The sequence below is a fragment of the Shewanella sp. SR1 genome (assembly GCF_020447145.1).
Lineage (GTDB): Bacteria > Pseudomonadota > Gammaproteobacteria > Enterobacterales > Shewanellaceae > Shewanella > Shewanella baltica.
On the sequence record NZ_JAJAEF010000036.1, the window covers coordinates 1 to 13019 of the forward strand.

At 47.4% G+C, this 13019-nt stretch carries 7 protein-coding genes and 1 riboswitch; of the genes, 2 read left to right on the plus strand and 5 right to left on the minus strand.

Features of this window, described 5'->3' with window-relative positions; translation table 11 throughout:
• Positions 1 to 107: 107 nt before the first annotated feature.
• Both KV201_RS20885 and KV201_RS20890 read right to left on the minus strand, forming a co-directional pair.
• A complete protein-coding gene (locus KV201_RS20885; RefSeq protein ID WP_126491214.1) occupies positions 108 to 773 on the minus strand; it encodes a response regulator transcription factor in 666 nt (221 codons plus the stop codon).
• Positions 774 to 1158: 385 nt separating this feature from the next.
• Positions 1159 to 1767: a DUF2238 domain-containing protein gene (locus KV201_RS20890; RefSeq protein ID WP_006082977.1), complete on the minus strand. Its 609-nt coding sequence runs from the start codon at positions 1765 to 1767 to the stop codon at positions 1159 to 1161.
• 154 nt (positions 1768 to 1921) lie between these two features.
• On the opposite strand from KV201_RS20890, the gene serA reads away from it, so the two are divergent.
• Positions 1922 to 3151, plus strand: a complete 1230-nt coding sequence (gene serA / locus KV201_RS20895; protein ID WP_006082978.1) for a phosphoglycerate dehydrogenase — start codon at positions 1922 to 1924, stop codon at positions 3149 to 3151.
• A gap of 153 nt (positions 3152 to 3304) precedes the next feature.
• The gene (gene ygfZ / locus KV201_RS20900) at positions 3305 to 4267 is read left to right on the plus strand and encodes a tRNA-modifying protein YgfZ (protein WP_071940068.1); all 963 of its coding nucleotides are present in this window, start codon (positions 3305 to 3307) and stop codon (positions 4265 to 4267) included.
• Between the two features lie 169 nt (positions 4268 to 4436).
• On the opposite strand, the gene KV201_RS20905 is transcribed toward ygfZ, so the two are convergent.
• The 3 genes from KV201_RS20905 to KV201_RS20915 form a co-directional block, all read right to left on the minus strand.
• Positions 4437 to 5453 carry a two-component system response regulator gene (locus KV201_RS20905; protein ID WP_226060450.1) on the minus strand — a complete coding sequence of 339 codons (1017 nt, stop codon included), beginning with the start codon at positions 5451 to 5453 and terminating at the stop codon, positions 4437 to 4439.
• 44 nt (positions 5454 to 5497) lie between these two features.
• Positions 5498 to 10852, minus strand: a complete 5355-nt coding sequence (locus KV201_RS20910) for a PAS domain S-box protein (RefSeq protein ID WP_226060451.1) — start codon at positions 10850 to 10852, stop codon at positions 5498 to 5500.
• A 143-nt stretch (positions 10853 to 10995) separates the two neighbouring features.
• Positions 10996 to 12354, minus strand: coding sequence for a sodium:alanine symporter family protein (locus KV201_RS20915; RefSeq protein ID WP_006085998.1), 1359 nt, complete (start codon positions 12352 to 12354; stop codon positions 10996 to 10998).
• Positions 12355 to 12603: 249 nt separating this feature from the next.
• A riboswitch (glycine riboswitch) is annotated at positions 12604 to 12734 on the minus strand.
• Positions 12735 to 13019 lie beyond the last annotated feature (285 nt).

Consider the following 13019-nt stretch of genomic DNA (forward strand, 5'->3'; position numbering starts at 1 on the left):
TGACAAGCTAGCAAGAAATTACGCCAGTATGGTGTCACTGGCGTTTATGTTAATGTGGCTGCCGATGTATTGCTGAACAATATTTGTACAGCAAAGATCAACAGACCCTAGCTACACAACTCAAAGTGGGTCTGATAGGTTTGTGCCCAACGCAACAACTCCACACGATTACGGGACTGAGTCTTACGAAAGATGGAAGAAATGTGTGCCTTCACTGTATGTTCGCTGATGCACAATCTGTGGGCGATTTCTTTATTCCTCGCGCCACTCGACACAAATTGAATAATAGTGCGCTCACGGGATGTCAACATCTGCAGCATAGCTACAGTATCGGAGGGCATCTCATTGTTACCATCGAGCTTTTGCACTACACGACGGAACATCTTACTCAGTAGTGTTCTATCGTACCATAGCTCCTCTGCCACCATTTTACGTAAACCTGTTAACATCAAATCCATACGTTGATCGGCAAATAAAATGCCTCGAATGCCAAGTAACATAGCTGACTCTTGATCTAAAGAGTCACGCTCGACTTGGTACAGTGCCACGGGAAAATTTGATACTAAGCGCGAAGCCAACAAAGGTATCCCCTTGTTATCCAATGCAGAACCTTTTTGGGTAATCAGATAAAAACTACGACGACTCTTATCTAAATCCAATTCTGCCGCATGTTTAACGATGCGAGTTTTCAAACCGATGGATTCAGCGAGTAACGCTAAATGACATGGCGCCGCCATTTGGTGTAAAAAAACCAATTCATTAATTGTGCTCAATGACTCTCCTCCCTGAAAAGTATTCTCTATTGGCAAAATGGTATGTTTGACTAGCCTCTTTAGTTAGATTTTTAAACATTCCATTAACCTAGTTAATTCTGACTAGTTAAAGACTGAAAAACATCACCCAAATGTACTATTCCCTATTTACCCTTAGTACATTCGACTAACTCACCGTAGATAAATAGAGTAACAGTAGAAAATATAAATCACCATCGACCTATAACGGCGCATAGTACCTTCAGACTATGAAGATATCAGACTAAAGTTGCAACACAAACTTAACATGAAAGTATGACAGCTAAATGCCATCACACTCACGCCAAATATTTTATGGAAGGATGAACTTATGATTCGAGCAGAAACAATCAGGAGCTCAGTGCCACTAGCTCCTGAGTTTAAGTGCCGCTATTTGTTTATCTTGAAAACGAGACAATAAAACGAGTGCGACAATTGCGCCAATTAATGCCATCAACATATCTGATTGAGTGTCCCATACATAGCCTTGGGTGCCCAAAAAGGCTTCGGCGCCTTCACCTGTTGCCACGGCAACCCACCATTCGATAAGTTCATAAAAAGCCGAAAACGCGAGCACAAAACACGTGACTAAAAACGCACACCAAGCACCGGGTTTGACCGCTTGATTACGCAGCATAATTTCACGCGCTAACATGGCAGGGATAAAGCCTTGAGCAAAATGACCTAACTTGTCGTAATTATTACGTTCTGAGCCCATCCAATGGGCAATAGTGTCGAATAATGGCACTTCAGCATAGGTGTAATGCGCGCCGACAAACAACACACAGCAATGGGCTAACACTAAAACATACACCAGCGGCGTTAATGGGAAGCGTTTGCGGGTAAAAAATAGCAGTGGCACAGCCACTAATGCGGGAACCGCTTCGAGCCACCAAGTGAAAGGATCCGCGGGATTTATCACCGACCACACGAGCACTAAGAGGTAAATAGCACACCACGCGATTTTGTTATTCAATGTTTCTTCCTCTTATGCGATATTGTTCTTAATTTAGAATATTAACTTTAGCCATCTAGCCCTCCACACTGAGTAAAAAAAGTGCTATTTTGGTGGGTGAAGGTTGTCAGCATATCATAAGAAACATTTCTATTAATTAGAGGGTACCCATATCATGGCGAAACATTCGCTGGACAAGGATAAGATCAAGATCCTGCTGTTGGAAGGCGTCCACCAATCTGCGGTCGATGTACTTGAGCGTGCGGGATACACCAACATCGAATACCATAAAGCCTCATTAGGCGATGAAGCATTAATTGAATCCATCAAAGATGCACATTTCGTGGGACTTCGTTCACGTACCCAATTAACTGCCGAAGTGCTGAAACGCGCCGAGAAGTTGATCGCGGTCGGTTGCTTCTGTATCGGAACCAACCAAGTTGATCTTGCCACCGCCGAATCCCTGGGTATCCCAGTATTTAACGCGCCATTCTCCAACACTCGCAGTGTTGCCGAACTCGTGATTGGCGAAATCATTATGCTGATGCGCGGTATCCCTGAGCGTAACGCCATCGCCCACCGTGGTGGCTGGATGAAAACCGCCGCAGGCAGCTACGAAGTGCGCGGTAAAACCTTAGGCGTAATCGGTTACGGTCATATCGGTACTCAGCTTGGCATTCTGGCTGAGACGCTGGGCATGCGCGTGGTGTTCTTCGATATCGAAGACAAATTGCCACTGGGTAATGCACAGCAAATTCATTCAATGGAACAGTTACTGGCGCAAGCTGACGTAGTGAGCTTACACGTACCAGAAACCCCACAAACCAAAGACATGATAGGCGCAGCTGAATTTGCGGCGATGAAAAAGGGCAGCATCTTTATCAACGCCTCACGCGGTACTGTGGTTGATATCGAGGCCTTAACGGTCGCCTTGAAAGAACGTCACCTCGCTGGCGCGGCGATTGATGTGTTCCCAGTTGAGCCGCAATCTAATGACGATGAATTTATCAGCCCACTTCGAGGTCTTGATAACGTATTACTAACACCGCATGTGGGTGGGAGTACTGCAGAAGCCCAAGAAAACATTGGTATCGAAGTCGCGGGCAAGCTCGCTAAATACTCAGACAACGGCTCGACCGTATCTGCAGTTAACTTCCCTGAAGTATCGCTACCTATGCATAAAGGCACCTCACGCTTACTGCATATTCACCAAAACCGTCCTGGCGTGCTGATCAAGATCAACCAAGCCTTCTCGGAAAAAGGCATCAACATTGCCGCGCAATATCTGCAAACTACCGCTGAGATTGGTTATGTGGTCATGGAAGTCGACACTCACCAAGCCGAAGAAGCCTTAGTTGAGTTAAAGGCAATTGAAGGCACACTGCGTACCCGCGTGCTGTTTTAAGAGTTAAGCCGAATCGCATTAAGCGTTTCGGCTAAAGTACAAAGACTAAGGCGCACATATCATTCACAGATATGTGCGCCTTATGCTTTTGAGCCAACAGGAATTCCGTTACAATCTAGCCTCTCACATCGCCTTCATTTTCAGGATCTCGCTATGACTATTTCAGTTTCTACGCCCCATTGGGATCTGGACGCTTCTTTGCCTCCACTCATGCTTGCCAACTTATCTCATATGGGCCTTATTAAAGTGGTTGGAGAACAAGGCCGCAGTTTCATCCATGGCCAAGTGACCACTGACATCAGCTCATTAGCCGATAACCAATGGCGCTGGGGTGCACATTGCGATCCAAAAGGTAAAATGCTGGCCAGTTTCAGGACCTTTGCCATCCAAGATGCGCTCTTTATGCTGATGCCAAAGGATGCCATCGAAGTCGATTTACCCCAGTTACAAAAATATGCCGTGTTTAGCAAAGCCACCTTAAGCAATGCATCCGCTGAATGGACTTTGCTCGGGGTCGCCGGTGAACAAGCAAGCCAGTTCGTGAGCGAACATTTTGGCGACATTCATCAAGAATTCACGCCAATTGAACATGGCGCGATTTTAAAAGACGCTGACCGTTTCATTTTAATGTTAACCCCAGAAGCTGCTGCAGCTTTAGTGGCCAAATCAAAGCTGAGCGTATTTGATGCCAGTGCTTGGCAAGCGTTAGAAATTACCGCGGGTTATCCCAACCTTGCCGCCAGCCATGCCAGCCAATACGTACCGCAGATGTGCAATCTACAAGCGGTTAACGGTATCAGCTTCAACAAGGGCTGTTACATGGGACAAGAAACCATAGCGCGGATGAAATATCGTGGCGGCAATAAACGCGCCCTGTATATTTTGCATGGTCATACTAACCTGCAAATCAGCCCAGAGTCAGGCCTTGAAATCGCGATGGAAGATGGCTTCCGCCGTGGCGGCCATATTATTGAGTTTGTACAGCGTGGCAACCAAGTGTTGTTAACTGCGGTGCTTGCCAACGATACCAGCAACGAGACTAAACTGCGTTTTGCCGACGATGAGCAATCAAGCTTAACGATTCAAGCCCTGCCCTACTCATTAGACGAAGCATAAGGCTTTGATTTAATAACACGGTATAGATATAGAGATTGAAACAGAATAAAGGCGCCAATGGCGCCTTTAGCTTATCTTATACTCAAGCCCTCGAGCACTTGAGCATTCGAGCATTCGAGCATTCGAGCATTCGAGCATTCGAGCATTCGAGCATTCGAGCATTCGAGCATCAGTTTTCCAAATAAGTATCTCGAATAGCGATCGCCTCAGGCAGGATTTCTTTAAACATTTCCACCAGCTTAGGATCAAAATGTTTTCCCGCTTGATTGTCAAATAACTCCATCGTCGCTTCGATCGTCCAAGCCTGCTTATAAGGCCTTTGCGAAGTCAAGGCATCGAACACATCGGCAATCGCAGTGATCCGCCCTTCAAGGGGAATATCCTCTCCCACCAAGCCATTAGGGTAACCTGAACCATCCCACTTCTCATGGTGAGTTAAGGCGATGCGACGGGCCATCTGCAATAACGGATCGCTGTGTTCACCGATAATTTCAGCGCCGATAGCGGCATGTTGCTGCATGATGCGCCACTCCTCGGCATCAAGCTTACCCGGCTTTTTCAGCACAGCATCGGGGGTACCGATTTTACCGATATCGTGCATCGGCGCCGCATTAAAAATTAAGTCGCAGAAATTGCTAGGTAAACCAAGCTTTATCGCCAATATTCGGGCGTAGTGGCTCATGCGTACCACATGTAAACCTGTCTCGTTGTCCTTATATTCGGCGGCGCGGCCAAGGCGGCGGATGATCTCAAAACGGGTTTCTTCTAACTCGTGGGTACGGATTTTAACTTGTTGTTCGAGTAGGCGTTTTTGATCATAGAGCGCAAGATGGGTTTTCACTCGCGCCTTAACCACAGGCGCACTCACGGGCTTAGTGATGTAATCCACTGCGCCCAAAGCAAACCCTTGGGCTTCGTCGGAGGATTCAGATAAAGCAGTCACAAAAATGATTGGAATATGACTGGTCAGCGGATCTTGCTTTAGCAGCTTGCATACCTCATAGCCATTCATTCCCGGCATCATCACATCAAGCAGAATTAAGTCGGGCCGCGACTTTGCTACTAAGGCTAACGCCCTTGGCCCGTCGATCGCCACTTTGACTTTATAGTCATCACCCAAAATACCGATCAAAATATCGATATTCTCCGGTGTGTCATCGACGACTAATATTGTTGCCTTTTCCATTAACAACTCCACTTCATGCGTTTTGAATTCAGTGTGCTACTTTTTTATCCTAACTGAGCAATGACATCATCAATCAAGTCGATCGCCTCATCAAACTGGTACTGATTAATCATAGACAAGGCAGGGCTTAACGCTTGCCACATTGCACTGCTCACCTGCGGCTTTAAGGCATCAATTTTTGCCACTGCGCTGGCATCGGCATCATCTAAGTTCTGCCGCAAGGCCTGTAATGCCGCCCTTAAATCCTCAGCAGATAACAAATCAACGGCTTGGGGCTCGGCTTGATTCACCGTAGCGGGTTTGGCGTATTCAATCGCATCGCAAATAGAAGCCACTAGCGGTTGAATTTGAACTAACTCATCTTCAAAGGGCGCATTTTCAGTTAAATGCAACTCAAGTAAACGCGCTAACTCCACCAATTTAGCCGAGCTTAAATTGCCCGCTAAGCCTTTAAGGGTATGGGCAATACGCACCGCATCTTCGATTTGATTCGCCGCGATAGCTTTGCGAACCTGTTCCACCACATTACGCTGACTGCTCACGAAACGATCAAATATGCGTTGATAAAGCCGCGTAGAGTGTTGCACCAGTTGCAAACCTCTATCGATATCCAGCTCTGGGTGCTCTGGCCGCTTAAGCAATACGGTTTGTTCTGCACTATTGCCTGCCTCACCCTTAGTGTTACTCAATATCGATTGAGTAAAGGTATCTACTGCAGCCGTTTCTGATGCGGGTGCGAGGTATTTCAACAGGGTTTGATAGAGAACATTCACTTCTATCGGTTTGGCTATATGGTCGTTCATGCCCGCCCTGATGCACATGTCCCTATCGCCAGCCATCGCATTGGCAGTCATGGCGACGACGGGTAAATTTGCCAACTCAGGCCTTTTTCTTATCGCCTGAGTGGCTTGGTAGCCATCCATCACCGGCATTTGGCAGTCCATTAATACTAGATCGAAATGCTGCTGCGACAGTTTGTCTAAGGCGATTTGACCATTGGTCGCTATGGATAGAATAATCCCCACTTGCTCTAAAAACTCGCTGGCGACTTCGAGATTCATCTCGTTATCTTCCACTAATAGGATACGTTTTCCCTGTAGTGGCAATAACAACTGCGGAGCCAACTCTTCGGTGCGGCGTCTCACGGGCAATATGCCTTCGCGCCCAATCGCGTTCATTATGCCATCGAGTAAGCGTGAGGCACTGATGGGTTTACTGATATATCCCGCTAAAGCCAGTTGCTCAATTTGAGTGAGGAACTCATGATCCGCATGGGCAGATACCATCAATATTTTGGGCTGAGGATGAGACTGAGGTTGTGATTGAGATTGCGACTGAGCCTGCAATTGGATTTGACGCGCGGTTTCCAGCCCATCCATGTTAGGCATTTTCCAATCAATTAACGCCACTTCATAGGCTTGCAGTAGGCAGCGGCTTATTGCTTCTTCACCCGAGCGAACCGTATCGACCCTAAAGCCCATACTTTCGAGCGTAGTGCGCATAATATCTCTAGCGGTCGCGTTATCATCGACCACCAGCACAGACATGCCCTCAAGCTCTTGCTCGAGTACTAATTTCTGACCATCGGAAATGTGCAACTTGACCGTGAAATAGAAAGTGCTGCCATGACCGAGCTGACTTTCTACCCCTATCTTTCCGCCCATGAGTTCGACTAGTTGCTTACAGATAGCCAAACCTAAACCTGTGCCACCGTATTTACGGGTGGTTGAAGTATCCGCTTGGGTAAAAGATTTAAACAATTTTGCTTGCTGCTGCTCAGTTAACCCGATGCCGCTGTCACGCACGCTAAAACGCAGCACGACATCATCATCTTGCTGCTCAACTAAGCTTAGCGACAGCAAAACCTCACCGCGTTCGGTGAACTTAATGGCGTTATTCATCAGATTAATCAACACTTGGCCTAATCGCAGCGAATCTCCTAACAGATAACGAGGCACGTTGGGCGCAACGGCGAACAATAATTCAATCTGTTTGTGGGCAGCTTTCTCAGAAAACATATCGCTGAGATCTTCCAACATAGTATCGAGCTGAAAAGGTACTGAATCTATGTCTAGCTTACCCGCTTCAATCTTAGAGAAATCCAGAATGTCATTGATAATCGACAGCAAAGACTGCGATGCCCGCTCAATTTTCTCTACATAATTCTTCTGTTTTTTATCTAATTCGGTCTGCAAGCACAGCTGGGACATGCCAATAATGGCATTCATTGGAGTACGGATTTCGTGGGACATATTCGCCAAGAAGTCACCTTTGGCTTTACTGGCCGCATCGGCTTGCTCTTTGGCGAGTAACAGTTCATCTGAGAGCAATTTAAGCTCTGTCATATCGACCATGCTGATCACGGCCGATTCAAATTGTCCTTGGGCATCAAGCAGTGCCGACACGTTGACTGTCATCCACAAAGGCGCACCGGAAGGACGAATAAAACTGCGCTCGCCGCGATAATGGTCAATCTTACCTTCAACCAACTCCTGAAATTGCGCCTTGGCTATGGGTTGATCTTGCTCACTGAGAACCTCAAAAATAGCAGTATTACGTAAATGGTTACGTGACAGCGCCATATCGGCACAGAATTGGTCATTACAATCTAAAATAACGCCTTTAATATCCACATTGACTATGCCAATGGTCGCCCCATCGAACAGCGCCTTAAAGTGCGCCTCACTGAGGGCTAGCTCCTGCTCTATAGTTTTGCGTTGGGTAATGTCCATCACATAGCCATTCCACGTGAGGGCACCCTCTTCACCCAAATGACCGCTCGCGCCCGCTTCCATCCAACGTATGCTGCCATTAGGGTGGCGATAACGAAACTCGCGTATCCATTGCAGTCTGTCTTCACTCTGACCCGACAATGCCCGCACAACATCTGGCCTTTCTTCGTCAAAAATCCGCTCGGCTATGATGTCAAAATTACTCATTAGATCATCGCGATGCAGCCCTAGCATCTTCATGGCCGCACCAGAGAGGAAGGTAAATCTTCGGTCTGTGGGCGAGTGCCACTGCAATTGATACACAGTGCAAGGAATCGACTCAGTAATATTGGTCATCTGTTGACGCGATTGCTCTAACTGTACCAGCGCGAGTTTACTCTCGGTAATATCGTCGATACTGCCGTCAAACCAGAGTGGAATGCCCTCTTCGGTATAACTCGCCTTACCTTTCTCATGTACCCAGCGAATGCTGCCATCGCGGTGGCGAATACGATATTCCACTTCAAAGGTTTCTTGCTGCGCGAGCGCTCTATCAATATGCAAATGACATGTAGGCCTGTCCTCCTCTAAAATCAACGAAGCAAAGGTACGTTGGCGATTTTCAATAAACTGACTCGCTGCATAACCCGTAATCTCGGCAATATTGTCACTGATATATTCCATGAACCATACATCCCCGATGCGAGTCCGATAAACGGCGCCGGGAATATTCGTCACTAGCCCACGAAAACGCTGTTCGCTATCGCGGATTTTCTGCTCAACGGCCAGTTTTTGTGTCATATCGCGTATTGAAGCCGCGACTTGCCTTTGTCCATCAAAGGCGGTGGGAAGAATACTCAGCGCTATTTCCGCAATAAATTCATTACCATCGGCTTTTAGCGCCCGCACATGACGGGCATTTGCCATACTTCTATCACGGCCCTCTCGCAGGAATGTTTGCCGTTCAAGTACATGCCTTTCTCCCAATTCTTGCGGCAATAACGCCTCAACCTGCAACCCCAGCATAGCCCCCGTTTCGTATCCAAAGAGCTGCAGACAGCGACTGTTAGTGAACACGATTTGCCCTAGCTCATCGACAATCAACATGGCCTCGGGCGCGGCTTCCAGTACCGCATTTGACCAGACCGCCGCCGAGAACTGCTCTGTGACATCGGTAAATAACATCTCCACCGACATTAACTCATTGGTGTCAGACATTAATGGTTGCATAAACACATCGAGCCTTCTTAAATGCCCTTGATCATCCAGCATTTCCACTTGATGCGAAGGAACATTTTGGCCTTTTAAAGCTAAATCAGTGTATTGCCAGTTTTTCTCATTGAGGGGATTGGCCGAAAACAGTCTTTGGTATTTGCGCTTGAGCAGATCAGGGGAGATCCCCAGTACCTTAGTCACGCCCTCACTCACTTGTGCTAGTTGGCCGTCGGGATCGAGGGAACAATAGAAAGACTTATCGCTCATACCATCAATCAAACGAGCAAAGCGGTTGCCACGGGAATCAAGAATGGCTTGCTCACGGTCGGCGAGTAATTCCGCCATTTGATTGAAGGTATTGCTCAGCGTCACAATCTCACTCACGGCGCCTTTAGGCACAATGAGCTGCTGGGTTTTACCCTGCCCAAAGGACAAGATACCCGACTCGAGTAGCTCTAAGGGCCGAGTCAGTCGCTTAGCGGCCAGATAGCAAGTCAACAATAATAAGAGGGTTAGCAAACTCAAATTGAGTATTATGGATGCCATATCATCGAGCAGGGAACTGAATAATTCTTGCTCTGGCGCTAGCACTATGACGCGCCATTTTAGCTGCGGAACGGTTGCAATACTCGCGAGGTAAACCACATCCTTATCGTCAACAAACCTTGCCTGACCATCAAGTCCTTTCGCTTGTAAGGCCCAAAAGTCAGCATTCCTATATTTATTTTTATCGAGCCACTGTGTTGAAGTCGTGGCCAACACTTTTTCCCTATCGACATGATAAATCAGTCGCCCTTGATCGTCTAAAACCACCAGCCGATTAGGCGCAATTCCTAATTGCTTTGGCAAGCCATCTAGCGCTAAGTCAACCGTCGCGACACCAAAATAATGCTCCGCCTCACCAAAAGGAGCCGAATAAGTCACCATCAGAATATTGCCTGCCCCCTCATCAAAGTACGCCTTTGACCAGTAGCCCGCCGCTTGATTGATGGCATTGTTCCACCAGTCCCAAGTGCCATCGGTATAATCGTAACCCTCGGCACCAATATCGAGATAATGGAGATCGTCGCTGCCACTGGTGTCGCGGTAAACATAGGGAGAAAAGAGTTTACGATTGGGGAAGGTGTTGGGTTTAAACGCGACTGCGGAGCCAAAGAAATCAGGATTACGTTTGAGTCGATTCATCAAGACACTTTTAACGCTCTCAGCGTCATTCATATCTTCTTTGCTTGACAAAAAACCAATAAAATCAGCAAGGCCTTGGGTATTGGCTTGTGCGTGCTCGAGTAACAATTGCAGACGCGAAGCCGAGTGACTCGCCTCTTGAGTAAGGCTATGGTAGAGCCGTTTCTCCGAGGAGAGATAACTAAACCAAGCATTGACAGCATAAACACTCGCCATGATTAAAATGAGAGGCAAGGCTATGTGGGATAAGATTCTGCTGCGAAAAGTACGAAGTTTACTTTTGTCCATGGCGTCGCCCTAAAGTCCTCGATTTTATATGCACTATTTTTTAAATAGTGCATATAAAGTAAACGAAGAATCCAGTGGCGACAATGTCAAAGTTAAAATAATGTGAAGTAATTTATTGTTTTAAAAACACTAATAAGCCGTCTCTAAGAAGCAGTCTCTAAGGTTTGATTTGGCAAGATACGGGCAAAATAGCTTTGGGTTTCAGCGATAATGATATGCCTCAAGCCTACAATCGCGATCAAATTTGGAATCGCCATCAAGCCATTAACCGTATCGGCCAGCAACCAAATCACATCGAGCTTGATAAAAGCACCACCTGCGATCAGTACTAAAAACACCACTTGATACAAGCGTAAACCGCGCTCGCCGACCAAGTAATACCAACAGCGTTCACCGTAGTAATGCCAGCCTAGAATCGTCGTGAATGCAAAACATACCAGCGCAATGGTCACCAGATACTGACCCACAACCGCTGAGCCACCGAGGGCAAACGCCGCGCTCGTCATCGCCGCGCCCGCCGTTTCACCACTCCATACTCCTGTGATGATCAGCACTAAGCCCGTCATAGTACAAATAATGATGGTATCGAAGAAGGTGCCCGTCATGCTGACTAAACCTTGCTCAACGGGTTCATTGGTCTTAGCGGCAGCGGCTGCAATCGGCGCGCTACCAAGACCTGATTCATTGGAGAACACGCCGCGAGCAATACCGATTTGAATCGCCTGCGCCACTGTCGCCCCTAAAAATCCTCCCGCTGCCGAGAGTGGCGTAAAAGCCGATTCAATCACTAAACCTAAGGCGGGTAAAATTTGCTCAGAAAATCCCACTAAAATCCACACGCAGGCCAGCACATAACCAATCGACATGGCAGGCACGAGCTTTTGCGCCACATTCGAAATTCGCTTAACCCCACCTAAAGTGACTGCAGCAACTAACACAGTCAACACGGTCGCGGTCAACCAAGTCGGCACTTCAAAGGCAATCGTCAGCGCATCGCTGATGGCGTTAACTTGTGCAAAAGTACCTATGCCGAAAAAGGCCACACCAACCCCGAAGATAGCGAACAATTTCGCCATCCAAGGCAGACCAAGTCCGCGCTCGATATAGTACATTGGGCCACCCGCAATCTGCCCGCGCGCATCGGTCGTGCGATATTTTACCGCCAACATACACTCGGCATATTTAGTCGCCATGCCAAAAAATGCCGCCAGCCACATCCAAAATAATGCGCCTGGTCCACCCATTTTGATGGCTGTCGCTACACCGACAATATTACCGGTACCGATAGTGGCGGACAGCGCAGTACAGAGCGCTGCGAAGGAAGATAAATCCCCATGACCTTTTGCCGGTTTGAATAATAATCCCAGCGCCATAGGCAGACGGATAACTTGGATAAGCTTGAGGCGTGCAGTGAGATAAATCCCCGTGCCCACCAGCAAACAAAGGGTGATTGGGCCCCAGACGATGCCATTAATGCTGGCAAGAAAAGCTTGAAAACTCATGATATTCCTCGAATATTAAACAACAAAATTAATAAACGGAGGAGGAAAAGAAATGGCTGTGACGCGCCGCAGTCGGACGCTATTGCAAACTATTTCTAGCCTGTGCTCGACTGAGATTCACCCCAGCTGAACGCGAAATGCGCAGCGAGCGATGACTCAAACGAGTGCTTTTAATAGATGCAAAAGTGCGCTATCTCAAGCAAAGGGTAAAAATAGCCCACGACGACAAACGACAGGGACTGTGCAGTCATCCTCTCCTCTGTCCTTTTGCCTGAGCGTTTCGCGTCGCGGTTCAATAACACCACGACACTTTCGCCTTCGGCGCCACCTGATCACACTTTAAATTAAGTGCAATTGGCAGTCTCTCCAGAGGCTCGTCCAGTAACAGTCCACGCCTATCGGCACCTGAAAGAGTGCTTTGTTTTTATGGGAAGATTCGATTCAATAAAACCGTCGCTTCAAATAAAACCAAAGTTGCCTCGTCGGTGTGGGGTCAATTCCCCACTCTCCTGCTACCTTCATCCGAACGGATTGTTAGATTGAGATTGACTCCCAAGCTAACAGGACGCACAGAATGCAACAAACGCGGCGTCAGCTCAAGCCGTTTACTCACAGTTCGTCGAGGATTTAATTCAATTGACTATTTTTACGGCAAGTGACGATTT

Excerpts from the sequence above, each read along its gene's own strand:
- ygfZ (WP_071940068.1), top strand. The coding sequence starts at position 3,305 with ATGACTATTTCAGTTTCTACGCCCCATTGGGATCTGGACGCTTCTTTG.
- KV201_RS20905 (WP_226060450.1), bottom strand. The coding sequence starts at position 5,453 with ATGGAAAAGGCAACAATATTAGTCGTCGATGACACACCGGAGAATATC.
- KV201_RS20915 (WP_006085998.1), bottom strand. The coding sequence starts at position 12,354 with ATGAGTTTTCAAGCTTTTCTTGCCAGCATTAATGGCATCGTCTGGGGC.
- serA (WP_006082978.1), top strand. The coding sequence starts at position 1,922 with ATGGCGAAACATTCGCTGGACAAGGATAAGATCAAGATCCTGCTGTTG.
- KV201_RS20910 (WP_226060451.1), bottom strand. The coding sequence starts at position 10,852 with ATGGACAAAAGTAAACTTCGTACTTTTCGCAGCAGAATCTTATCCCAC.